Origin of the sequence: Kitasatospora arboriphila, from assembly GCF_039528095.1 — a bacterium.
GTDB lineage: Bacteria > Actinomycetota > Actinomycetes > Streptomycetales > Streptomycetaceae > Kitasatospora > Kitasatospora arboriphila.
The window spans coordinates 102,012-126,088 of record NZ_BAAALD010000014.1; the positions used below are offsets into that span (position 1 = coordinate 102,012).

General features: G+C 73.9%; 19 protein-coding genes. 12 read left to right on the forward strand and 7 right to left on the reverse strand.

Translation table 11 applies throughout. The annotated features are described in order from the left end of the window. Nucleotides 1–115: 115 nt before the first annotated feature. Nucleotides 116–2,566 carry a DNA gyrase/topoisomerase IV subunit A gene (locus ABD353_RS10705; RefSeq protein WP_344623272.1) on the reverse strand — a complete coding sequence of 817 codons (2,451 nt, stop codon included), beginning with the start codon at nt 2,564–2,566 and terminating at the stop codon, nt 116–118. 323 nt (nt 2,567–2,889) lie between these two features. Here ABD353_RS10705 and ABD353_RS10710 point away from each other — a divergent pair, with 323 nt between their 5' ends. The 3 genes from ABD353_RS10710 to ABD353_RS10720 all read left to right on the forward strand — a co-directional run bounded on the left by ABD353_RS10710 (nt 2,890) and on the right by ABD353_RS10720 (nt 7,100). Further along, on the forward strand, nt 2,890–4,227 hold the full coding sequence (locus ABD353_RS10710) for a M16 family metallopeptidase (RefSeq protein ID WP_344623273.1): 1,338 nt from the start codon (nt 2,890–2,892) through the stop codon (nt 4,225–4,227). An 8-nt stretch (nt 4,228–4,235) separates the two neighbouring features. After that, entirely contained in the window at nt 4,236–5,603 is a 1,368-nt protein-coding gene (locus tag ABD353_RS10715) for a M16 family metallopeptidase (protein ID WP_425555122.1), read from the forward strand. A gap of 303 nt (nt 5,604–5,906) precedes the next feature. After that, a complete protein-coding gene (locus ABD353_RS10720) occupies nt 5,907–7,100 on the forward strand; it encodes an RtcB family protein (protein WP_344623275.1) in 1,194 nt (397 codons plus the stop codon). A 2-nt stretch (nt 7,101–7,102) separates the two neighbouring features. Here ABD353_RS10720 and ABD353_RS10725 read toward each other — a convergent pair whose 3' ends face one another. Next, a complete protein-coding gene (locus ABD353_RS10725; protein WP_344623276.1) occupies nt 7,103–7,921 on the reverse strand; it encodes an LAGLIDADG family homing endonuclease in 819 nt (272 codons plus the stop codon). Between the two features lie 140 nt (nt 7,922–8,061). Between ABD353_RS10725 and ABD353_RS10730 the strand changes: the two genes are divergently transcribed. Next, nucleotides 8,062–8,973, forward strand: coding sequence for a glutaminase (locus tag ABD353_RS10730; protein ID WP_344623277.1), 912 nt, complete (start codon nt 8,062–8,064; stop codon nt 8,971–8,973). A gap of 70 nt (nt 8,974–9,043) precedes the next feature. Here the strand turns inward: ABD353_RS10730 and ABD353_RS10735 are convergent, their stop codons facing one another. Next, the gene (locus ABD353_RS10735; RefSeq protein ID WP_344623278.1) at nt 9,044–9,322 is read right to left on the reverse strand and encodes an HPr family phosphocarrier protein; all 279 of its coding nucleotides are present in this window, start codon (nt 9,320–9,322) and stop codon (nt 9,044–9,046) included. A gap of 264 nt (nt 9,323–9,586) precedes the next feature. Here ABD353_RS10735 and ABD353_RS10740 point away from each other — a divergent pair, with 264 nt between their 5' ends. From ABD353_RS10740 to ABD353_RS10760, 5 genes are all read left to right on the forward strand, one after another. Further along, nucleotides 9,587–12,355 carry a bifunctional acetate--CoA ligase family protein/GNAT family N-acetyltransferase gene (locus ABD353_RS10740; protein ID WP_344623291.1) on the forward strand — a complete coding sequence of 923 codons (2,769 nt, stop codon included), beginning with the start codon at nt 9,587–9,589 and terminating at the stop codon, nt 12,353–12,355. 124 nt (nt 12,356–12,479) lie between these two features. Then, nucleotides 12,480–13,070 (forward strand): DUF5998 family protein, encoded by a 591-nt coding sequence (locus ABD353_RS10745; protein WP_030277377.1) that lies wholly within the window; start codon nt 12,480–12,482, stop codon nt 13,068–13,070. Between the two features lie 14 nt (nt 13,071–13,084). Continuing rightward, on the forward strand, nt 13,085–14,242 hold the full coding sequence (locus ABD353_RS10750) for an alkaline phosphatase family protein (protein ID WP_344623279.1): 1,158 nt from the start codon (nt 13,085–13,087) through the stop codon (nt 14,240–14,242). A 48-nt stretch (nt 14,243–14,290) separates the two neighbouring features. Further along, entirely contained in the window at nt 14,291–14,938 is a 648-nt protein-coding gene (locus ABD353_RS10755; RefSeq protein WP_030277373.1) for a thymidine kinase, read from the forward strand. A 32-nt stretch (nt 14,939–14,970) separates the two neighbouring features. After that, a complete protein-coding gene (locus ABD353_RS10760; protein WP_425555117.1) occupies nt 14,971–15,834 on the forward strand; it encodes a sulfurtransferase in 864 nt (287 codons plus the stop codon). A 117-nt stretch (nt 15,835–15,951) separates the two neighbouring features. Here the strand turns inward: ABD353_RS10760 and sepH are convergent, their stop codons facing one another. From sepH to ABD353_RS10775, 3 genes are all read right to left on the reverse strand, one after another. Further along, nucleotides 15,952–17,025 (reverse strand): septation protein SepH, encoded by a 1,074-nt coding sequence (gene sepH / locus ABD353_RS10765; protein ID WP_344623281.1) that lies wholly within the window; start codon nt 17,023–17,025, stop codon nt 15,952–15,954. Nucleotides 17,026–17,474: 449 nt separating this feature from the next. Next, nucleotides 17,475–18,791 carry a D-arabinono-1,4-lactone oxidase gene (locus tag ABD353_RS10770; protein ID WP_344623282.1) on the reverse strand — a complete coding sequence of 439 codons (1,317 nt, stop codon included), beginning with the start codon at nt 18,789–18,791 and terminating at the stop codon, nt 17,475–17,477. Nucleotides 18,792–18,890: 99 nt separating this feature from the next. After that, entirely contained in the window at nt 18,891–20,138 is a 1,248-nt protein-coding gene (locus tag ABD353_RS10775; protein ID WP_344623283.1) for an MFS transporter, read from the reverse strand. Nucleotides 20,139–20,276: 138 nt separating this feature from the next. On the opposite strand from ABD353_RS10775, the gene ABD353_RS10780 reads away from it, so the two are divergent. Further along, nucleotides 20,277–21,413 carry a ferrochelatase gene (locus ABD353_RS10780; protein ID WP_344623284.1) on the forward strand — a complete coding sequence of 379 codons (1,137 nt, stop codon included), beginning with the start codon at nt 20,277–20,279 and terminating at the stop codon, nt 21,411–21,413. Nucleotides 21,414–21,442: 29 nt separating this feature from the next. After that, nucleotides 21,443–22,267, forward strand: a complete 825-nt coding sequence (locus ABD353_RS10785) for an inositol monophosphatase family protein (protein ID WP_344623285.1) — start codon at nt 21,443–21,445, stop codon at nt 22,265–22,267. A gap of 227 nt (nt 22,268–22,494) precedes the next feature. On the opposite strand, the gene ABD353_RS10790 is transcribed toward ABD353_RS10785, so the two are convergent. Next, entirely contained in the window at nt 22,495–22,680 is a 186-nt protein-coding gene (locus ABD353_RS10790) for a hypothetical protein (RefSeq protein ID WP_263103369.1), read from the reverse strand. 534 nt (nt 22,681–23,214) lie between these two features. Here ABD353_RS10790 and ABD353_RS10795 point away from each other — a divergent pair. Next, nucleotides 23,215–23,868, forward strand: a complete 654-nt coding sequence (locus tag ABD353_RS10795) for a response regulator transcription factor (RefSeq protein WP_030277361.1) — start codon at nt 23,215–23,217, stop codon at nt 23,866–23,868. Nucleotides 23,869–24,077: the final 209 nt, after the last annotated feature.

Here is a 24,077-nt window from a genome sequence, read left to right on the forward strand (position 1 = left end):
CACCCCCGGCAGCCCCGGCCGCGAAGCACCGCCCCGGCCGCACCACCGGCCCCCCCCGCCGCAACGCCGACGGGGGCGCCGCCGAAGCAGCGCCCCCGCCCACGCAGAACCGGCCCTACAGCCGGCTGCCGACCGCCGCTACCTGCGCGGACACCGGCGAACCCGAACCGTCCCGGCGCGGATCCCGCTCCGGCAGCACCACCGGCGAACCGTTCGCCGCAGCCGCCAACGCCGGCACCGCACCCGCCCACGCGAACGCCAACACGTCCTCACCCCGCAGGAACCGCTGACAACGGACACCGCCCGTCGCCCGGCCCTTACGCGGATACACCTCGAACGGCGTCACCTTCCACGTCGTGTGCTCACCGCCCGACAGCGTCGCCGACGCCGCCGCCACCGACAGCACCACCGCGTCCGCACCCGGATCCACCGCCGTGAACGACAGCACCCGGGCCCCCTCCGACAGTTTGATGCCCGCCATACCGCCGGCCGGGCGACCCTGCGGCCGCACCTGACCCGCCGGGTACCGCAGCAACTGCGCGTCCGAGGCGATGAAGACCAGGTCCTCCTCGCCCGTCGCCAGCTCCACCGCACCGACGACCTCGTCACCCTCCTTGAGGGCGATCACCTCGAACTCGTCCTTGTTCGACGGCCACTCCGGCACCACCCGCTTCACCACGCCCTGCACCGTGCCCAGCGCCAGACCCGGCGAGGACTCGTCCAGGGTCGTCAGCGCCAGCGCCCGCTCCCCGGCCTCCAACCGCAGGAACTCCGACACCGCCGCACCACCGGCCAGCGACGCCGCACCCCCCGGCGGCAACTGCGGCAGGTCGATCACCGGCAGCCGCAGCACCCGGCCCGCCGTGGTCACCACACCCACGTCCGCCCGCGCCGTCGCAGCCACCGCCGACACGACCACGTCGTGCTTCGCCCGCTGCTCCGACACCTCCACCGACTCGCCGTCCGCCGTCCGCGCCAGCAGACCCGTCGACGACAGCATCACCCGGCACGGATCGTCCGCCACCTCCAACGGCACCGACAGCGCCGCACTCGGCACCGCCCCCGCCTCCAGCAGCACCGTCCGGCGCGGCGAACCGAACTGCTTCGCCACCGCACCCAGCTCCGACGAGACCACGCTGCGCAGCCGCGCGTCCGACTCCAGGATCTCCGTCAGCTCCGCGATCTCCGCCGTCAGCTTCCGCTGCTCGTCCTCCAGCTCCACCCGGTCGAACCGGGTCAGCCGCCGCAGCGGAGTGTCCAGGATGTACGCCGTCTGCACCTCCGACAGCGAGAAGCGCTCGATCAGCCGCTCCTTCGCCTGCGCCGCGTTGTCGCTCGACCGGATCAGCGCGATCACCTCGTCGATGTCGACCAGCGCCACCAGCAGGCCCTCGACCAGGTGCAGCCGCTCCTGGCGCTTGCGCCGCCGGAAGTCACTGCGCCGCCGAACCACCTCGAAGCGGTGGTCGACGTAGACCTCCAGCAGCTCCTTCAGGCCCAGCGTCAGCGGCTGACCGTCCACCAGCGCCACGTTGTTGATGCCGAAGGTCTCCTCCATCGGCGTCAACTTGAACAGCTGCTCCAGCAGCGCCTCCGGCACGAAGCCGTTCTTCACCTCGATCACCAGGCGCAGACCGTTCTCACGGTCCGTCAGGTCCTTGACGTCCGCGATGCCCTGCAGCTTCTTCGCGTTGACCAGGTCCTTGATCTTCGCGATCACCTTCTCCGGCCCGACGCTGTACGGCAGCTCGGTGACCACGATCCCCTTGCGGCGCGCCGTCACGCTCTCGATCGCCGTCGTCGCCCGGATCTTGAACGTCCCCCGGCCGTTCGCGTACGCGTCCCGGATCCCCGACAGACCCACGATCCGGCCGCCCGTCGGCAGGTCCGGACCCGGCACGAACCGCATCAGCGTGTCCAGGTCCGCGTTCGGGTGCTTGATCAGGTGCCGGGCCGCCGCCACCACCTCGGCCAGGTTGTGCGGCGGCATGTTCGTCGCCATGCCCACCGCGATGCCCGAAGCGCCGTTCACCAGCAGGTTCGGGAACGCCGACGGCAGGACCTGCGGCTCCTGCTCACTGCCGTCGTAGTTCGGACCAAAGTCGACCGTCTCCTCGTGGATCGACTCCACCATCGACATCGACGCCGCCGTCAGCCGCGACTCCGTGTACCGCATCGCCGCCGGCGGGTCGTCGTTGCCCAGCGAACCGAAGTTCCCGTGCCCGTCGATCAACGGCAGCCGCATCGAGAACGGCTGCGCCATCCGCACCACCGAGTCGTAGATCGACGCATCGCCGTGCGGATGCAGCCGACCCATCACCTCGCCCACCAGGCGTGCGCACTTCACGTGCCCGCGCTCCGGCCGCAGACCCATCTCGTTCGCCTGGTACAGGATCCGCCGGTGCACCGGCTTCAGACCGTCCCGCGCGTCGGGCAGCGCCCGCGAGTAGATCACCGAATACGCGTACTCCAGGAACGAGCCCTGCATCTCGTCCACCACGTCGACATCGAGAATCCGCTCCTCGAAGTCACCGGGCGGCGGGGTGGGCGAACTGCGGCGGGCCATCGCGGCGGGGCTCCTTGCGTGTCGGGCTTGCGTCTGTCGAACGGCGGCCGTCCACCGGCCGCCGCGTCGAACCCTACGGGGGCACGGCGCCCCCCATTGTGGACCCTCCCACCCACAGCCACGCCCACCCCCCCCCCCCCCCCCCCCGCCGCCCCCGCCCCCGCACCCGCACCGCCCACCGCCGCGGCCGACCCCCACCGCGTCCGCCCCTGGCGAACGCCGCCCCTGCGCGGACACATCCCGGGCCCCCGCGCGTTGCACCACAATGGGGACACGCACACAGCCCCCGACCTGCACAACCACCAGGGAAGGACCCACAGCGCATGGCCCAGCCGGCCCCCGCCTCCCACCGAGGCCTCGCCATCACCGAACACCGCCTGGCCAACGGCCTGCGCGTGGTGCTCTCCGAGGACCACCTCACCCCGGTCACCGCCGTCTGCCTCTGGTACGACGTCGGCTCCCGCCACGAGGTCAAGGGCCGCACCGGCCTCGCCCACCTCTTCGAACACCTGATGTTCCAGGGCAGCCGCAACGTCTCCAACAACGGCCACTTCGAACTGGTCCAGGGCGCCGGCGGCTCCCTCAACGGCACCACCAGCTTCGAACGCACCAACTACTTCGAGACCATGCCCGCCCACCAGCTCGAACTCGCCCTCTGGCTCGAGGCCGACCGGATGGGCTCCCTGCTCGACGCCCTCGACGACACCTCCATGGAGAACCAGCGCGACGTCGTCAAGAACGAACGCCGCCAGCGCTACGACAACGTCCCCTACGGCACCGCCTTCGAGAAGCTCACCGCCCTCAGCTTCCCCGACGGCCACCCCTACCACCACACCCCCATCGGCTCCATGGCCGACCTCGACGCCGCCACCCTCGAAGACGCCCGCGCCTTCTTCCGCACCTACTACGCCCCCAACAACGCCGTCCTCTCCATCGTCGGCGACCTCGACCCCGAGCAGACCGTCGCCTGGGTCGAGAAGTACTTCGGCAGCATCCCCGCCCACAACGGCAAGCAGCCCCCGCGCGACGGCACCCTCCCCGACACCATCGGCCGCGAACTGCGCGAACTCGTCGAGGAGGACGTCCCCAGCCGCGCCCTCATGGCCGCCTACCGCCTCCCCCACGACGGCACCCGCGAGGCCGACGCCGCCGACCTCGCCCTCACCATCCTCGGCTCCGGCGAATCCAGCCGCCTCTACAACCGGCTCGTCCGCCGCGACCGCACCGCCGTCACCGCCGGCTTCGGCCTGCTGCGCCTCGCCGGCGCCCCCAGCCTCGGCTGGCTCGACGTCAAGACCAGCGGCGACGCCACCCTCGACGCCGTCGGCACCGCCGTCGACGAGGAACTCGCCCGCTTCGCCGCCGAAGGCCCCACCCCCGAGGAACTCGAGCGCGCCCAGGCCCAGATCGAACGCGAATGGCTCGACCGGCTCACCACCGTCGCCGGCCGCGCCGACGAACTCTGCCGCTACGCCGTCCTCTTCGGCGACCCCAAGCTCCTCAACGAGGCCCTCCCCAAGGTCCTCGACATCACCGCCGAAGAAGTCCGCGCCGTCGCCGCCGCCCGCCTCCACCCCGAGAACCGGGCCGTCCTCGCCTACGAGCCCACCACCACCGGCCCCGACGCCGACGACACCACCGAGCAGGAGACGGCCGCGTGACCAGCCAGATGACCTTCCACCCGCAGCCCGCCGCAGGCACCGCCACCCCCTGGGCCTTCCCGGCACCCCAGCGGCTCACCCTCGACAACGGCATCACCGTCCTGCACTGCCACCGCCCCGGCCAGCAGCTCGTCGCCGTCGACCTCGTCGTCGACGCCCCCCTCGCCGCCGAACCCACCGGCCTCGACGGCGTCGCCAACATCCTCGCCCGCGCCCTCAACGAAGGCACCGAGCACCACACCGCCGAGGAGTTCGCCGCCGAACTCGAACGCGCCGGCGCCACCCTCGACGCCCACGCCGACCACCCCGCCGTCCGCGTCAGCCTCGAAGTCCCCGCTTCCCGCCTGGAACGCGGCCTCACCCTCCTCGCCGACGCCCTCCGCGCCCCCGCCCTCCCCGAGGACGAGATCGAACGACTCGTCGCCAACCGGCTCGACGAGATCACCCACGAACTCGCCAACCCCGCCCGGCGCGCCGCCAAGGCCCTCTACGCCGCCCTCTTCGACGCCACCGACCGGCTCTCCCGCCCCCGCAGCGGCACCGCCGACACCGTGCGCACCATCGACCGCGCCGCCGTCCACGCCTTCTACCGGGCCCACGTCCGCCCCGGCACCACCACCGCCGTCGTCGTCGGCGACCTCACCGGAACGGACCTCCCCGCCCTCCTCGACAGCACCCTCGGCACCTGGACGGCCGACCCCGCCGAGCCCTCCGCCCACGCCCCGGTCACCGCCGACGACAAGGGCCGCGTGATCATCGTCGACCGGCCCGGCTCCGTCCAGACCCAGCTCCTCATCGGCCGCATCGGCCCCGACCGCCACGACCCCACCTGGGCCGCCCAGATCCTCGGCACCTACTGCCTCGGCGGCACCCTCACCTCCCGCCTCGACCGCGTCCTGCGCGAGGAGAAGGGCTACACCTACGGCGTCCGCGCCTTCGCCCAGCCGCTGCGCTCCGCCGCCGACGGCTCCGGCCGCGCGCTGCTCGCCATCAGCGGATCCGTCGACACCGCGTCCACCGCGCCGGCCCTCGCCGACACCTGGACGATCCTGCGCACCCTCGCCGCCGAGGGCCTCACCGACGCCGAGCGCGACGAGGCCGTGCAGTTCCTCGTCGGCGTCGCCCCGCTGAAGTACGAGACGGCCGGCTCGGTCGCCGGCACCCTCGCCGACCAGGTCGAGCAGTACCTGCCCGACGACTACCAGGCCGAGGTCTACCGGCAGCTCGCCGAACTCGGCACCGAGGCCGCCACCGAGGCCGTCGTCGCCGCCTTCCCGCCGGACCGCCTGGTCACCGTGCTGGTCGGCGACGCCTCCGTCATCGGTGACGCCGTCCGGGACCTCGGCATCGGCGAGGTCACCGTCGTCGCCAACTGACGTACGGCACCCCGGGCCCGGCGGAGCGTCAGCTCCGCCGGGCCCGCGCGTTTATTGCATTGCACCGGGGCCCGGCCGCGTGGGTAGATGGTCCCCGCAGCCGCACCCCGCGGCCGCAGCACACAGCGCGAGAGGAGGCGGTCACCATGCGGGTCGAGCGCGACTACCGATGCTCCCCACGACCGTCCTCCCGGCGCACAGCCGCCTGAGCGCGGCCCCACAGCCTTCCCCGAGCCGCACCGGGACTCATCGCGCGGCACCCCCCTACGCTGGAAACAAGCGACCTGTGGAGGTCGAATCACCATGTCGTACACCGAGGTACCCGGCATCCGCGTGCCCATCCGGATGTGGACCGACCCGGCCACCGTCGAGGGCCAGGCCATGCAGCAGCTGCGCAACATCAGCTCGCTCCCGTGGCTGCACGGCCTCGCCGTGATGCCCGACGTGCACCTGGGCAAGGGCGCGACGGTCGGCTCCGTGATCGCCATGAAGGGCGCCGTCTGCCCGGCCGCGGTCGGCGTCGACATCGGCTGCGGAATGACCGCCGTCAAGACCTCGCTCACCGCGAAGGACCTGCCGGACGACCTGTCCCGGCTCCGTTCCAAGATCGAGCAGGCGATCCCGGTCGGCCGCGGCCTGCACACCGACCCGGTCGACCCGGGCAAGCTGCACGACCTCGCCACCGGCGGCTGGGACCGCTTCTGGGACGGCTTCGACGGCATCGCCCCGGAGGTCCGCTGGAAGCGCGAGCGGGCGGCTCAGCAGATGGGTTCGCTCGGCGGCGGCAACCATTTCTGCGAGGTATGTGTCGATACGTCCGGTTCGGTCTGGCTGATGCTGCACTCAGGCTCGCGCAACATCGGCAAGGAGCTCGCCGAGCACCACATGGGCGTCGCCCGGTCGCTGCCGCACAACCAGGGCCTGATCGACCGCGACCTCGCGGTGTTCATCGCGGACACCCCGCAGATGAACGCCTACCGCCAGGACCTGTTCTGGGCGCAGGACTACGCCAAGCGCAACCGAGCGATCATGATGGCGCTCTTCCAGGACGTCGTCCGGCGGGAGTTCCCGAAGGCGAAGGTGGCCTTCGACCAGATGATCAGCTGCCACCACAACTACGTGGCGGAGGAGCGGTACGACGGCGTCGACCTGCTGGTCACCCGCAAGGGTGCGATCCGGGCCGGCTCCGGCGACTACGGGATCATCCCGGGCTCGATGGGCACCGGTTCGTACATCGTCCGCGGTCTCGGCAACGACGCCGCGTTCAACTCGGCCTCGCACGGCGCCGGCCGCAAGATGAGCCGCACCGCGGCCAAGAAGCGGTTCACCACGCGCGACCTGGTCGAGCAGACCAAGGGCGTGGAGTGCCGCAAGGACGCGGGCGTCGTCGACGAGATCCCGGGCGCGTACAAGTCCATCGAGAAGGTGATGGACCAGCAGCGCGACCTGGTCGAGGTGGTCGCCCACCTCAAGCAGGTCGTCTGCGTGAAGGGTTGAGCTCAGGCCGGGGTGCGCGGGAAGCGCACCCCGGCCTTCTCCGGTCCCACCAGCCGCCATCGTCGGGCCGAGCAACTGCTGACGGACCGGCCGAGCACGGTTGCTGCCGCCTCCGCGTTCCGGGCGGCCAGCAGGAGGCGGTCCTCGTCTGCCGTCCACGGGCGGCGCAGCACCTTCCTCATCCCGTCGGGTCGGGTCCACGCCGTTACGTCGGCCGTGGCTGCCAGCTTCCGCGGCAGGGCGAGGGAGCCCGGGTAGTAGAGGTGCCGGACGATGGCGACGGCGTCCTCCCTGGTGAAGAGGATGTTGTAGATCGCGTCGCGCCGGTTCCGCCGGGCTGTGCGCACGGCGCCGGTCAGCGCGTGGGCGTAGCGGCAGAAGTGGGCCGCCAGCGGCTCGCTCGCGGTGGTCAGGCTGACGAACGGCAGGTCCTTGCCGGTGCGTCCGAGCGAGCCGTCGGCATCGATCAGGCCGCGGAGGTAGTCCCGCTCGGCGAAGGGGGCCCGTGGTGGCTCCACCGTCGAGGACTTCCGTCCGGGCGGCAGACCCAGTGCCACGAGCCGTTCGCGGAACTCGCGGGCGCACACCGTCCAGGTCGCCGAGGTGTGGTTCGCTGCGAAGTTGGTGGTGCGGGTGCGGTGACGGATGCTGCTGGGCCAGGGGCAGATGCGCTTGAACTCCTCCAGGAGGGGCGTGTCGCGCGCGGAGAGCTCCACGCTGAGGCTGCCCTTGTTGCCCAGGCCCTGGCGCAGGTGCCCGTCGGCCTGGAGGAAGCCGAACATGTAGGCGTGGTCGGGGTTTTCGAGGTCGAATCCGGTCATGGCGCCAGCCTGCGCCGGGTGGTCCCGGCGGCGGGTCGGTTCGTCGGCGGATCATCCGATGGTGTGGTGGTCCTCAAGTCGAAATGTCGGATCGTGGACCCCGGCGGGGTGGTACGGGCGGCCGGGGACACAATGGCCGCGTGGACTACCAGGGACTTCTGCGGGAATCGATGGAGACCGCGCTCGCGGCGCCGGCGCGCGGGCGGTCGGCGGACTACATCCCGGCGCTGGCGAAGGCCGATCCGGAGGCCTTCGGGATGGCGATCGCGACGGTGGACGGCGGTGTGTTCGGGGCGGGCTCGTGGGAGGAGCCGTTCTCGATCCAGTCGGTGTCCAAGTTGTTCACGCTGGCGCTGGCCCTCGCCGAGGGCGGCGACGGACTGTGGCGCGGGGTGGGCCGGGAGCCGTCCGGGAACCCGTTCAACTCGCTGGTGCAGTTGGAGACCGAGCAGGGGATCCCGCGCAATCCGTTCATCAACGCGGGCGCCCTGGTGGTGACGGACCGTCTGCTGGAGCTGACGGGCGACGCGGTGGGGGCGGTCCGGGAGTTCCTCCGGCGGGAGTCGGGGAACGAGGCGGTGGCCACGGACGACACGGTGGCCGCCTCGGAGGCGCGGCACGGCCACCGCAACGCGGCGATGGCGCACTTCATGGCGAGCTACGGCAACCTGCGCAACCCGGTGGACAGCGTGCTGGCGCACTACTACGCGCACTGCGCGATCACGGCGAGCTGCCGGGACCTGGCGCTGGCGGGGCTGTTCCTGGCGCGGCACGGGGTGCGGGTGGACGGTTCGCGGCTGCTGACCCGTAGCGAGGCGAAGCGGATCAACGCGGTGATGCTGACCTGCGGGACGTACGACGCGGCGGGGGAGTTCGCCTACCGGGTGGGGCTGCCGGGCAAGAGCGGTGTCGGCGGGGGCGTGCTGGCGGTGCTGCCGGGCCGGGGCGCGGTGTGCGCGTGGAGCCCGGGCCTGGACGCGGCGGGGAACTCGGTGCTGGGGGTGGCGGCGCTGGACGCGCTGACCACGGCGACCGGCTGGTCGGTCTTCTGACGGCACCCGGCAGAGCGAAGGGGTGCACCCGGCGGGACCGCCGTGGTGCACCCCTTTCGCGTGGCCGCGGTCAGGCCGCGGGGAGCTCGTCGAGGCCCTCCTGGACGAGCTCGGCGAGGCGGTCGAGGGCCTGGTCGGCGCCGTCGGCCTCGGAGGCCAGGACGACGGTGTCGCCGCCGGCGGCACCGAGGGCGAGCAGGCCGAGCATGGAGCCGGCGTTCACGGGGTTGCCGCCGTCCTTGGCGATGGTGACGGGCACGCCCGTGGAGGTGACGGCGCGGACGAAGATGGAGGCGGGACGGGCGTGGAGGCCTTCGGCCCAACCGACGGTGACGCGGCGCTCTGCCATGGGACGTGCCTTTCGGTGGTGCTGGGTGGAGCCAGTTGTCTAGACCAGTGTCGCACGTCCGTCGCACGTCCGGAACGGTGCGGCACCCCTCGTTCCCACCTTGGCCCCGCCGGTCCGGCACCGCCGGGCGGCTCGCCGCGGCCCCCGCCGGATAGCCTGGCGGTTGTGGACGACTCCGGGACTTCACCGCGCACCGAGCCGGGCACCGACCCGGCCACCGAGCCGGGCACCGACCCGGCCACCGAGCCGAGCACCGAACCGGCCATCGAGCCGGGCACCGACCCGGCCGACGAGACCGGCTACCCCCAGCACTGGGAGGCCGACGTCCTGCTGCGCGACGGCGGCGCGGCCCGGATCCGGCCGATCACCCCGACCGACGCCGAGCGGCTGGTCGAGTTCTACGAGCAGGTCTCCGAGCAGTCGAAGTACTTCCGCTTCTTCGCCCCGTACCCGCGGCTGTCCGACAAGGACGTGCGGCGCTTCACCCACCACGACTACGTGAACCGGGTGGGCCTGGCGGCGGTGGTGCGGGACCGGTTCATCGCCACCGTCCGCTACGACCGGATCGACGAGGACGGCCGCCCCTCCACCACCGGCACCGACGCCGAGGTGGCCTTCCTGGTGCAGGACGCCCACCAGGGCCGCGGCGTCGCCTCGGCGCTGCTGGAGCACATCGCGGCGGTCGCCCAGGAGCGCGGCATCCGCCGGTTCACCGCGGAGGTGCTGCCGGAGAACCGCAAGATGGTGAAGGTCTTCACCGACGCCGGCTACACCCAGCACCGCAGCTTCGCCGACGGCGTGGTGCACCTGGAATTCGACCTGGAGCCGACGGCGGCCTCGCTGGCGGTGATGCGCGGCCGGGAGCACCGGGCCGAGGCCCGCTCGGTCCAGCGGCTGCTGACGCCGCGGTCGGTGGCGGTGGTCGGGGTGTCGCGCAATCCGCAGTCGGTGGGGCGCGGCCTGTTGCGCAGCCTGGCCGGGTTCCACGGCGAGCTGTACGCGGTGAACCGGAGCGCGCCGGACGGGACGGTGCTGGACGGGGTGCCGGTGCACCGGTCGCTGCTGGAGATCCCGGGGCCGGTGGACCTGGCGCTGGTGGCGGTGCCGGAGGCGGCCGTCCCGGCGGTGGTGGCGGACTGCGGCGCGCACGGGGTGCAGGGCCTGGTGGTGGTGACGGCCGGGTACGCGGAGACCGGTCCGGAGGGGCGGGACCGGCAGCGGGCGCTGGTGCGGCAGGCGCGGGCGGCGGGGATGCGGGTGGTGGGCCCGAACGCCTTCGGGCTGGTGTCGACGGACCCGGAGCGGCCGCTGAACGCGTCGCTGGCGCCGGTGCTGCCGGCCCGCGGCCCGTTCGGGGTGTTCTGCCAGTCGGGGGCGATCGGGGTGGCGCTGCTGGAGGCGGCGCACCGGCGGGGCCTCGGGGTGTCGTCGTTCGCCTCGGTGGGGAACCGGGCGGACGTGTCGGGCAACGACATGCTGCAGTTCTGGGAGGAGGACGCCGCCACCGAGGTGGTGCTGATGTACATGGAGTCGTTCGGCAATCCGCGGAAGTTCACGCGGATCGCCCGGCGGCTGGCCGCGTCGAAGCCGGTGGTGGTGGTCAAGGGGGCGCGGCACACCGGGAGCCTGCCGCCGGGGCACGCGGTGCAGCCGGCGTCGAGCCGGCTGCGGGACGCGACGGTGGACGCGCTGTTCCGGCAGGCCGGGGTGGTGCGGGTGGAGACGATCACCGACCTGTTCGACACGGGGGAGCTGCTGGCGGGCCAGCCGCTGCCGGCGGGCGACCGGGTGGCGGTGGTGGGGAACTCGGACTCGCTGGGGCTGCTGACGTACGACGCGTGCCTGGGCAGCGGGCTGCGGCCGCGGTCGCCGGTGGACCTGACGACGGCGGCCACGGGGGAGAACTTCCGGATCGCGCTGGGGACGGCGCTGGGCGACCCGGCGGTGGACGCGGTGATCGCGGTGGCGATCCCGCCGATCGGGGTGCACGGCGGCGGGGCACCGGAGCCGGACGACGAGCCGGAGGTCGCGGCGGCGCTGCTGGACGCCGGGGAGCGGGCCCGGGAGCTGGGCAAGCCGCTGCTGCTGACGCACCTGGCACTGGGAGGCCTGGCGGAGCGGCTGCGGGCGGGCCGGATCCCGGCGTTCCCGGCGCCGGAGCGGGCGGTGCACGCCCTGGCGAACGCGGTGCACTACGCCGAGTGGCGCCGGCGCAGCGCGGAGGCGGAGCGGACGGCGCGGATCCCCGAGCTGGAGGGGATCGACGAGGCGCGGGCGCGGGCGCTGGTGGAGGGGGCGCTGGGCACGCGGCTGGCGGTGGCGGCGCGGACGCAGCCGGGCGGGGCCCGGTTCACGCTGCCGGAGGCGGACGCGGAGGCGCTGCTGGGCTGCTACGGGATCGCGGTGCGGCCGGTGCTGCCGGCGCCGGACGAGGAGTCGGCGGTGCGGGCGGCGCGGCGGCTGGGCTATCCGGTGGCGTTGAAGGCGACGGCGGACCACCTGCGGCACCGGCCGGACCTGGGGAGCGTGCGGCTGGACCTGGACGGCGAGGAGGGGCTGCGGCGGGCGCACCGGGAGCTGGACGCGTTGCTGGGCGGGGCGGCGCAGGCGCGGCTGGTGGTGCAGCAGCTGGCGCCGCGCGGGGTGGACACGGTGATCGGGGCGGCGGTGGATCCGGCGGTGGGCGCGATCCTGAGTTTCGGTCTGGCGGGGGCGCCGGCGGAGTTGCTGGGTGATCTGGCGCACCGCCTGGTGCCGGCGACGGACCGGGACGTGGCGGCGCTGATCCGGGAGGTGCGGGCGGCTCCGCTGCTGTTCGGTTGGCGGGGCGCGGATCCGGTGGACACCGGGGCGCTGGAGGAGTTGCTGCTGCGGGTGTCGCGGCTGGTGGACGACCTGCCGGAGGTGGCGTCGGTGGATCTGGAGCCGGTGGTGGTGGCGCCGCAGGGGCTGGCGGTGCTGGGGGCGGTGGTGCGGATCGCGCCGCTGCCGGTGCGGACGGATCTGGGTCCGCGGGCGATGAGCAGCCTGTAACCTTGCTTGGCTGCGCCGCTCGGCGGCGCTGACCAGCCCCCCGCAGGGCGGGCCCGGCAAGGCGGGTCCGGAAGCTCGGCGCAGTGCCGCCCGCTTCGTCGGCGGGACATGCCAGGATGGAGACATGGCCAAGACCGGTACCACCACCACGCAGGACCTGCGGTCGGCGATCGAGCGCAGCGGCTACTACCCGGCCCTGGTGTCCGAGGCCGTGGAGTCCGCGGTGGGCCCCGAGCCGATCAGCTCCTACCTGGTGCACCAGGAGACGACGTTCGACGCGAACGAGGTCCGCCGGCACGTGACGGTGCTGGTGCTGACCCCGTCGCGCTTCGTGGTGAGCCACACGGACGAGCAGAACGGCGACGCGGCGACCCCCGTGCCGTACGCGACGACGTCGACCGAGAGCGTCCGGTTGGACCGGATCAATTCGGTGGTGGTGAGCCGCATGGTGGCGAACCCGGAGACGTACACGCCGGGGACGCTGCCGCGCGAGGTGGTGCTCACGATCGGCTGGGGTGCGGTGCAGCGCCTGGACCTGGAGCCGGCGGGTTGTTCGGACCCGAATTGCGACGCGGACCACGGGTACACGGGGTCGGCGACGGCGGACGACCTGTCGCTGCGGGTGTCGGAGGCGGGTGACGGTCCGGAGACGGTGTCGCAGGCGCTGGTGTTCGCGCGGGCGCTGTCCGAGGCGACGATCGCCGACCGGGTCTGAGGCCGCCGTCACGCATGCTCGGTTACGACGCCTTCGAGATCCTCGATCCTTCGGACGCCCCGGCTCCGGCGTACGGCTGCGGTTCGCTGGCGGACCTGCTGCCGGCGGTGGCGGCCGGCCTCGGCGTGCCCGGCTTCGAGAGCGGGCTGCTGCTGGAGCCGGCGGACCGGGTCTGCGTGTTCCTGGTGGACGGCATGGGCTGGGAGCTCGTCCGCAGGCATCCGGAGTACGCGCCGTTCCTGACGTCGCTGTCGGCCGGGGCGAGTCCGATCACGTCGGGGTTCCCGTCGACGACGGCGACCTCGCTGGCCTCGGTGGGGACGGGGCTGACGCCCGGGGTGCACGGCCTGGCCGGGTACACGGTGCGGGTTCCGGGCCGGAACGAGCTGATGAACCAGTTGCGCTGGGTGCCGCCGGTGCCGCCGCGGGAGTGGCAGCCGCACCCGACGGTGTTCGAGCGGGTGTCGCGGGCGGGCGTGGCGACGGCGCAGGTGTCCTCGCCGTTGTTCTCGCAGACGCCGTTGACGCAGGTCGCGCTCTCGGGCGGGACGTTCCTGGGCCGGACGACCGGCGAGGAGCGGATGGACGAGGCGGCGCGCTGGCTGGCGCGGAACGACCGGGCGCTGGTCTACACGTACGTGAGCGAGCTGGACGGGGCCGGCCACCGGTTCGGGGTGGACTCGGACGAGTGGCGGATGACGCTGAACACGGTGGACCGGCTGGTGAAGCGGCTGGCGGAGCAGTTGCCGCCGCGGTCGGCGCTGTACGTGACGGCGGACCACGGCATGATCGACATCGCGCCGGAGGACCGGGTCGACTTCGACGAGGACTGGGAGCTGTCGGCGGGCGTGGCGCTGCTGGGCGGCGAGGGCCGGGCGCGGCACGTGTACGCGGTGCCGGGTGCGGCGGCGGACGTCCACACGGTCTGGAGCGAGGTGCTGGGCGACCGGATGTGGGTGGCCACCCGGGAGCAGGCGGTCGCGGCCGGCTGGTTCGGTCCGGTGGTGGACGAGCGGGTGCTGCCGCGGATCGGCGACGTGGTGGCGGCGGCGCGGGACGACATCGCGGTGGTCGCCTCGCGGAACGAGCCGGGGGAGTCCTCGATGGTCGGCCTGCACGGGTCGATGACCGCGGTGGAGCAGCTGGTGCCGCTGCTCGACGTCCGTACCTGATGCTGTCCGCACCGCCCGTCCCACGATCGAAAGGCCCTCGTCCCACCCATGGCTGAACTGGTGTTCTTCTCGGGCACGATGGACTGCGGCAAGTCGACGCTGGCGCTGCAGATGGACCACAACCACGCGGCGCGCGGCCGCCAGGGCATCATCTTCACCCGGCACGACCGGGCGGGTGCGGCGACGATCTCCAGCCGGCTGGGGTTGCGCGCGGACGCGGTGGAGGTCGCCGACGACTTCGACTTCCAGGCGCACGTGGTGCACCTGCTGTCGGCGGGCGGCAAGGCGGACTACCTGATCTGCGACGAGGCGCAGTTCTTCTCGGCGGAGCAGATCGACCAGTTGGCCCGGGTGGTCGACGAACTCGGCATTGACGTCTACACGTTCGGCATCACGACGGACTTCCGGACGAAGCTGTTCCCGGGGTCGCAGCGGCTGATCGAGCTGGCGGACCGGGTCGAGGTGCTGCAGGTGGAGGCGCTCTGCTGGTGCGGGGCGCGGGCGACGCACAACGCGCGGACGGTCGGCGGGGTGATGGTCGTCGAGGGCGCGCAGGTGGTGGTCGGCGACGTGGCGGTCTCGGAGGACCAGATCGGCTACGAGGTGCTCTGCCGGCGCCACCACCGGCGGCGGTTGACGGCGGCGACCGCCCGGGCGTCGGTGCTCTCCCCCGACGTGCTGCCGTTCGAGGGCTGACGGTCCGTCGGCGGCGGCCCGGTCTTGCCACAATGGCGGACATGACTTCCTCGGGTGTTTCCCCGCTGATCTCCGTCGACGAGCTGGCCGCCGCCCTGGCGGGGCCGACGCCGCCCGTCCTGCTCGACGTCCGCTGGCAGTTGGGCGGCCCGCCCGGCGCGGGCGAGTACGCGGCCGGGCACCTGCCCGGTGCGCACTACCTGGACCTGGACACCGAGCTGGCCGCCCCGCCCGGCCCGGCCGGCCGGCATCCGCTGCCCGACCCGGCGGTGCTGGGCGCGGCGCTGCGCCGGGCCGGGGTGTCGGCGGGTCGGCCGGTGGTGGTGTACGACGCGGGCCCGGCGATGTCGGCGGCGCGGGCGTGGTGGCTGCTGCGCTGGGCGGGGCACGACGGGGTGCGGGTGCTGGACGGCGGTCTGGCGGCGTGGCGGGCGGCGGGGCGGTCTGGGTGGCTGGAGCGCCCGGCCGACGGGGCCGGCGACTTCGTGCCGGTGCCCGGGTCGCTGCCGACGGTGGACGCGGACGGCGCGGCGGAGCTGGCGCGCAAGGGCGTGCTGCTGGACGCCCGGGCGGGGGAGCGGTACCGCGGCGAGGTGGAGCCGATCGACCCGCGGGCGGGCCACGTCCCGGGTGCGGTGTCGGCGCCGACGGCGGAGAACGTGGCGGCGGACGGCACCTTCCGTCCCCGGGCGGAGCTGGCGGCCCGGTTCGCCGCGCTCGGTGCGGACGGCTCGGTGCCGCTCGGCGTGTACTGCGGCTCGGGGGTGACGGCGGCGCACGAGCTGCTGGCGCTGGAGAGCGCGGGGATCACCGGCGCGGTGCTCTACCCGGGCTCGTGGAGCGAGTGGTCCGGCGATCCGGCCCGCCCGGCGGCCACCGGCGACCTCCCGGGTTAGGGGCCGTCTTCCGAGGGTGCTCCTGACGAATGCGGCTCACCCCTGAGGACAGGCACCAGGACGGCAGCAGGGGCGGCCTCCCGTACGGGAAGCCGCCCCTGCGTGTGCGTGGTCCGGTTACTCCTGCTTCTTGCGCCGGCTGCCGAAGACGATCTCGTCCCAGCTGGGCACGGTGGCGCGGCGGCCGGGGCGGACGCCGTCGGCCTCGGCCTGCCGGTCGGTGGTGCCGACCAGCCGCTCGCGGTGCGGGGCGACCGCCCGCGGCATGAGGATGTCGGCGTAGGCCGACCCGGCGCCGACGCTGGCCGCGGGGGCGGCCGGCTCCTCGGCCTCCTCCGGCTCCTCGGCGGCGATCACCGGCTCCGGCGCGGGGCCGATCGCGAGGTCGCCGCGGTAGGCGGGCACCACGTCGAGCAGGCTGGTCAGCGAGTCGCGGTTCTCCGCGGACGCCTCCCTGGCCTCGCGGACCTCCCGGCCGGACATGATCCGGTCGGCGGAGGGCCGTTCGATCATCGCGCGGGCCGGCCGCTCCTGGGGGAGCCGGGCGATCCGCGGGATGAACGGGAAGACCGAGTCCTCGTCGCGGTCGACGTTCTCGCCGATCAGGGCGCGTGCCTCGTCGTCGTTCGGCTGGACGAGGCGGCGCGGCGGGTCGTACGTCCAGCTGGCGCGGCGGTGCTCGCCGTCCGCGCGGTAGCTGAGGATGACCTCCCAGGTGCCGTCGTCGCGGCGCCAGGAGTCCCACCGCTCGGTGTCCTTCTCGGCGGCGCGCAGGGTCAGCCGCTCGGCGACGGCCTCGCCGAGCTGCGGGCCGGTGGACTCGCCGTGCCGACGGATCGCGGTCTTGCGGGCGCGTTCGGCCATGAAGGCGCGCTCGGCCAGCACCGGGCCCTCGAAGCGGCGGACCCGTTCGACGGAGATCCCCGCCGCCTGTGCGACCTCCTCCGCGGAGGCACCGGCTCGTATCCGCGCCTGGATGTCACGGGGCCGCAGGTGGCTCTCGACCTCGATCTCGATCTGGCCGAGGCGCGGCCGGTCGCCGCGGACGGCGGCGCGCAGCCGCTCGTCGATGGGGAGGGTGTACTCCGTGCTGTCGGCAGCCTTGAGCACCAGCCGTGTGCCGTCGTTGCTGACGGCCACGACGCGCAGTTCGGGCACGGTTACCTCCCGGGTGGTGCCTGCCGACGTCACCTGCGTCGCTGCTCCCGTACTGAGTGTGGCCTGCCCGCCTGCGACTGGCCACAACCTTGCAGAGTTACCCGGCGTGTCGGGCTTACACCCGGGCACGCCGCTGTGGCACGGTTGCCTGTTCGCCACGTCGCCGGTCGACGTCGCGCCCGGGCCCCTAGGCCACTGTCAGACGGGCAGTCAACAGGAACGCCGAAGGCTCAGGCCCAACGAACAGTACTCCATTCGTGGCACCCAGCGGGGCGGCTCGCCGCTCAAGTCTCCCCCGATTCACCGGAATCTCAAGAGCGGCCACACCGTTGAGCGCTTCGCGATCGTCGAACGGTGATCATCTTCACATATATCGACCGGGCTGAAGCAGAATTTCGCCCGTTGTGTCCCGTGCCGTGCAGGATCGACAGGATTGTTCGAGTCTCCGGCGCGTGAGCGAGGAAACTGCTGCCGATCCTCCGTCAGTCCCCGAGCACCCGGCGGAGGTAGTCGTTGGCGAACACCCGGCCCGGGTCGACCTTGTCCCGCAGCGCCGTGAAGTCGCCGAAGTGCGGGTACGCACCGGCCAGGTACTCGGCGTCGCGGGTGTGCAGCTTGCCCCAGTGCGGGCGTCCCTGGTGCGCCGTCATGAGCCGCTCCACCTCGGTGAAGTAGCCGCTGTCGGCGGTGCCCCGGTACAGGTGGACGGCGATGTACACGCTGTCGCGGCCGCTCGCGGTGGACAGCCACAGGTCGTCCGCGGGCGCCACCCGGACCTCCACCGGGAAGCTGATCCGCCAGTCGGAGCGTTCCACCAGCGCCTTCAGCTCGCGCAGCACGGTGGTCGCGGCCTCCCGCGGCACCGCGTACTCCATCTCGATGAAGCGGACCTTCCGCGGACTGGTGAACACCTTGTACGCGGTGTCGGTGTAGGTGCGCTCGGACCAGGCCCGGCCGGCGACCTGCGCGATGGTCGGGATCGCGGCGGGGAAGCGGCGGCCGACGCGGCAGACGCCCTCCCACACGGTGTTGGACAGGAAGTCGTCGTCCAGCCAGGCCCGGAATCCCGGCAGCGGCGCGGCCGGGCCCGGGCTGCGGTTGTTCCGCTTGGTGGTGCACAGATCGGTGTGCGGGAACCAGTAGAACTCGAAGTGCTCGTTGACCGAGGCCAGGTCGTCGAAGCCGGCGAGCACCTCGTCGAAGCGCATCGGCTTCTCGTGCGCGGTCAGCAGGAAGGCCGGCTCCACGGCGAAGGTCAGTGCGCTGACCACGCCGAGCGCGCCGAGGCCGAGCCGGGCTCCCTGGAAGAGCTCGGGGTCCTCGGTCGGGGAGCAGGTGCGGATGCTGCCGTCGGCGAGGACGATCTCCACCGCGCGGATCTGGGCGGCGAGCGAGCCGGAGTCCCGGCCGGTGCCGTGGGTGCCCGTGCTGGTGGCGCCGGCGACGGTCTGCACCTCGATGTCGCCCATGTTGGTCAGCGACAGCCCGGCCGCGGCGAGCAGCCGGTTGAGCCGGGAGAGCGGCAGTCCGGACTCGACGGTGACCGTGCCGGCCTCGCGGTCCAGCGAGCGGACGGCGGTCAGGGCGTCCGGGCGCACCAGCACGGCGTCGCCGGCCGAGGCGATCGCGGTGAAGGAGTGGCCGGAGCCGACCGCCTTGACCCGCTGCCCCTGCTCGGCGGCCCGGCGCACCGTCTCGGCGATCTCCTCGGCGGAGCCGGGAGCGACCGCCCGGGCGGGCCGGGCGGTCTGGTTGCCGGCCCAGTTGCTCCAGGTGCCGGTGGTGGTGCCGTGGGGCATGCCGAGTGCCTCCTGCTCACGAACTACCAGTGGGTAGGGTGAGCGTAGTCACTCGGATGCCCCCGGTCCATGCCCCGAAGGACCCCGTCCGGGCGCTGCTCACCGGGCCGCGGGGGTGCCCACCGGCTCCGGCTCGGGGGCGGCCAGCCCGCCGCGCAGCCGCGGCAGTCCGGCCAGGGCGGCGACCGCGGCGAGCAGGGCGGCCCCGACGGGCACCCAGTAGGCGGTCGCGGCGCCGGCGGCGTCCACCACCCAGCCCGCCGCCGAGGAGCCGAGCGCGACGCCGATCGCGAGGCCGGTGGTCGTCCAGGTCATCCCCTCGGTGAGCTTCGAGGCCGGGACGAGCCGCTCGACCAGCGCCATCGCGGTGATCATCGTCGGGGAGATCGACAGGCCGGCGACGAACAGCGCCGCCCCGATGCCGACCAGGCCGGCCGTGCCGTGCAGCAGGGAGGCGGCCAGCACCAGCGGCAGCATGCCGACCGCCATCGCGCCGACCCCGCCGAGGAACCGGCCGGCCAGCGACCCGCGCGGCCGGAACGCGCCGAACACCACCCCGGCCAGGCAGGAGCCCAGCGCGTACACGGCGAGCACCAGGCTGGAGGCCGCGGTGTGGCCCTGCTCCTTGGCGAAGGCGACGGTGACCACCTCGACCGCGCCGAAGATCGCGCCGGTGGCGACGAAGGTCAGCACCAGCACCTGCAGCCCGGCGGAGCGGATCGCCGACCCGCCGTGGTGGTGCGCGGCCGGATGGACGGGCGGCTCGGTGGAGCGCTGCGCGCAGAACCACACCACGCCGACCAGCAGGAAGACGGCGGCCAGCGCGACGCCGGCCTCCGGGAAGAGCGAGGTGGCGAGCCCGATGGAGAGGATCGGCCCGACGATGAAGCAGACCTCGTCCATCACCGCCTCGAAGGAGTACGCGGTGTGCAGCCGGTCCGGCCGGTCGCTGTACAGGTGCGCCCAGCGGGCGCGGACCATCGACCCGGTGCTCGGCATGACGCCCATGCCGGCGGCGAAGAGGAAGAGCGTCCAGTCGGGGGCGCCGAGCCGGGCGCTGGCCAGCAGGCCCGCCGCGGAGGCCACGGCCGCGGAGGTGGCCGGCAGCGCGACCCGCCGCTGCCCGTGCCGGTCGACCAGGCGGGACACCTGCGGGCCGAGCACCGCCGCGGCCGCCGCGAGGACGGCGGAGACCGCGCCGGCGATCCCGAACGAGCCGCGGAGCTGGGCGAGCATCGTGACGATGCCGATGCCGGTCATGGAGATCGGCAGCCGCGACACGAAGCCGCTGGAGGAGAAGGCCAGACTGCCGGGGGCGGCGAAGATCTGGCGGTAGCTGGACAGCACTGGTGCTCCGCAGGAGTGGGTAAGGAACGTCGTTCGTATGGACAGCTTACGAACAGCCTGCCGCCGCCCGCGAAGACATTTCCGGCGGACGGGTGGCCCGTCACCGGCCGGACCCCGCCGGGTGGCAGGATCGGAGCCATGTCCGACTCGCGCACCGCCACCGACCACGCCCCCTACGACGCGCTCCTGCTGCTCTCCTTCGGCGGCCCGGAGGGACCGGAGGACGTCGTGCCGTTCCTGGAGAACGTGACCCGCGGCCGGGGCATCCCCAAGGAGCGCCTCGCCGAGGTCGGCAAGCACTACTTCCTGTTCGGCGGGGTCAGCCCGATCAACGAGCAGAACCGCGAGCTGCTGGCCGCGCTGCGCAAGGACTTCGCCGACCACGGCCTCGACCTGCCGGTCTACTGGGGCAACCGGAACTGGGCGCCGTACCTGGCCGACACCCTGAGGGAGATCGCCGCCGACGGCCACCGCCGGGTGCTCACCCTCGCCACCAGCGCCTACGCGGGCTACTCCGGCTGCCGCCAGTACCGCGAGAACCTCGCCGACGCCCTCGCCGGGCTCGCCCGCGACGGCCTGCCCGCGCTGCGCGTCGACAAGCTCCGGCACTTCTACAACCACCCCGGCTTCGTCGGCCCCATGATCGACGCGACCCTCGCCGCCCTCGGCGACCTGCCCGAGGAGGTCCGCGCCGGGGCGCACCTCGTCTTCACCACGCACTCGATCCCGAACGCCATGGCCGACAGCTCCGGCGCCCCCGACGACCCGGCCCGCGACACCCCCGGCGGCGCCTACGTCGCCCAGCACCTCGACGTCGCCCGGCTGGTCGCCGAGGCCGTCGCCGCGGCCACCGGCGCCGCCGACCGCCCCTGGGAGCTCGTCTACCAGAGCCGCAGCGGCGCCCCGCACGTCCCGTGGCTGGAGCCGGACGTCTGCGACCGGCTGGAGGAGCTCCACGCCGCCGGCGCGCCCGCCGCCGTGATGGTGCCGATCGGCTTCGTCTCCGACCACATGGAGGTCAAGTACGACCTCGACACCGAGGCCGCCGCGAAGGCCGCCGAGCTCGGCCTGCCGGTCGCCCGGGCGGCCACCGTCGGCGCCGACCCGCCGGTCGCCGCCGCGGTGCGCGAACTCGTCCTGGAGCGGGCCGCCGCCGAACGCGGTGCCGCGGTCGACCGCCGCGCCCTCGGCACCCTCGGCCCCAGCCACGACGTCTGCGCCGCGGCCTGCTGCCCCAACCCGCGCGCCCCGCGGCCCGCGGCCGCCGAACAGTGACCCGCACCCCGTACCCGGGAGGACCCCGCGTGACCGGCACCGCGCCCACCGACCCGCAGGCCGCCGCGCTGACGGCCGAACTGCTCGCCGTCGCCGAGGAGGCCGCCCGCGCCGCGGCCGAGCTGCTGCACCGCGGCCGCCCGGCCGACCTCGGTGTGGCCGCCACCAAGAGCAGCCCCGTCGACGTGGTCACCGAGATGGACCTCGCCTCCGAGAAGCTCGTCCAGGAGCTGATCGCCGCCCGCCGTCCCGAGGACGGCTACCTCGGCGAGGAGGGCACCGACCGGCCCGGCCGCAGCGGCGTCCGCTGGGTCGTCGACCCGCTCGACGGCACCGTCAACTACCTGTACGGACTGCCCTCCTGGGGCGTCAGCGTGGCCGCCGAACTGGACGGCGAGGCGGTCGTCGGGGTCGTCGCCGTGCCCGCCCGCGGCGAACTCTTCCGGGCCGTCCGCGGCGGTCCCGACCCCGCCGCCCGCCCCCTCGCGGTGCGCCCGGCCCCGCCCTGGGGGCAGGCGCTGGTCGCCACCGGCTTCAACTACGTGCAGGCCGAACGCGCCCACCAGGCCGAGGTGCTGCTCGCCCTGATGCCCGAGGTCCGCGACATCCGCCGGGCGGGCGCCGCCGCCGTCGACCTGTGCGACCTCGCCGCCGGCCGGGTCGACGCGTTCTACGAGCGCGGCCTCAAGCCCTGGGACATGGCGGCCGGCCTGCTGATCGCCCGCGAGGCGGGCGCCCTCGCCGGCGGCCGGCCCGGCCGGCCCGCCGACGGCGACCTCGCGGTGGCCGCCGCCCCCGGCGTCTTCGAACCGCTCCAGGCCCGCCTGGACGCTCTCGGCGCCTGGCACGGCTGACCCGGCCCCGGACACGGCAAAGGGCCCGCCACCACCCCGCGGGGGGCGGTGGCGGCCCCTCGTGGCCGTCGGGCGGAGCCGTACGGCCGGGTGCGCCCGGGCAGTGAATGGGCCCTGGCACGCGGGAGGTGCCAGGGCTCGCTGATTCGAACTGCGATGTGGTGCTGCTGTGGTTCGGTCCTGCGGAGCCCCGCGGGGGCGGGGCGGGTGTCGGTCCTGCGGCCGGGTCAGGCAGCCGAACGGTGCATCTCGTGCACCGGGTCGACGCCGTGCTCGGCAGCCAGCCGGCGCAGGTCCTCCAGCTCGGACTGCTCGACCTCGGCCAGGAACTCGTCCCCGGACTCGAGAGCGCGGTGGAGGTCCTGCTCGGCGTTCTGTATGCGCTGCAGGATTCCGGCGGTGAAGGCGTCCATACGGCCCCCTTGCTGTGTCGGACGGGCACGGGCCCGCGTGCTCCCCGGTCGGTGGACGTGCCACGGGACGCCGCACGATCCGGACGTTGCCGGCCCCGGTGGGCGCGGAGACGGCTCGTCGGCCGCTCCCGATGACGTGACCCCCGATCCGGTGCGGATGAGCACACGGCGGGTGGGTGCGATCCGCGCACGGCGCGATCGCGTGTGAGCTTGTCCTCCCCAACCGCGGGCCGGGGAAACCTCCCCGCCGCCGGAAAGTTGCCCGTGTCACAGTCCAACCGGAGGGAACGCTTTCGCTCCGCTCCGGCACCCGGCCCCCACCCCGGGGCGTCCTCGCAGGTCAACCTACCGGAAGCGGCCCGCCGCGGCCGGGAACGGCTCGGAATCGGCCGCTTACAGCTGCTTTACCCGCGGACCAGGCAGGATGGAGGCACCGTCGGGGCCGTGCCGCAGGGCGCGGCTCCGTGCCCGGCGCACCACGGCCCGCACGGGCGGACAGCACGGCGGGGCCGATCGGATGAAGGGACAACCACCGTGCGGGTACTCGTCGTCGAGGACGAGCAGCTGCTCGCCGAGGCCGTGGCCACCGGGCTGCGCCGCGAGGCCATGGCCGTCGACGTCGTCTACGACGGGGAGGCGGCCCTGCAGCGGATCGCCGTCAACGACTACGACGTGGTGGTCCTCGACCGCGACCTCCCGCTCGTCCACGGCGACGACGTGTGCCGCCGGGTCGTCGAGCAGGGTCTCGCCACCCGCGTCATCATGCTCACCGCCTCCGGCGACATCAGCGACCGCGTCGAGGGCCTGGAGATCGGCGCCGACGACTACCTCCCCAAGCCGTTCGCCTTCAGCGAACTCGTCGCCCGGGTACGGGCGCTGGGCCGCCGCGCCACCGTCCCGCTGCCGCCGGTCCTGGAGCGCGCCGGCATCAGCCTCGACCCCGGCCGCCGCGAAGTGCTCCGCGACGGCAAGCCCGTCCAGCTCGCCCCCAAGGAGTTCGCCGTCCTGGAGGTGCTGATGCGCGCCGGCGGCGCCGTCGTCTCCGCCGAACAGCTCCTGGAGAAGGCCTGGGACGAGCACACCGACCCGTTCACCAACGTCGTCCGCGTCACCGTGATGACCCTGCGCCGCAAGCTCGGCGACCCGGCCGTGATCGTCACCGTGCCCGGCTCCGGCTACCGCATCTGACCCGGCACCGGCGGGCCGGCCGCACCGGCCCGCCCGCGCCCCCCGCCCCGCCGGCACCGCCGGCGCGGCACCCGCCCCACCGCAGCACCCGAGAGGACAGGCCATGACCACCCCGCCCCCCGCCGGCGGGGCCCCCGGCGCGCCCGCCGGCGGCGCGGGCCCCCCGGGGGAGCCCCCCGGGGAGAACCCCACGGGCGGGGGTCCGTCGA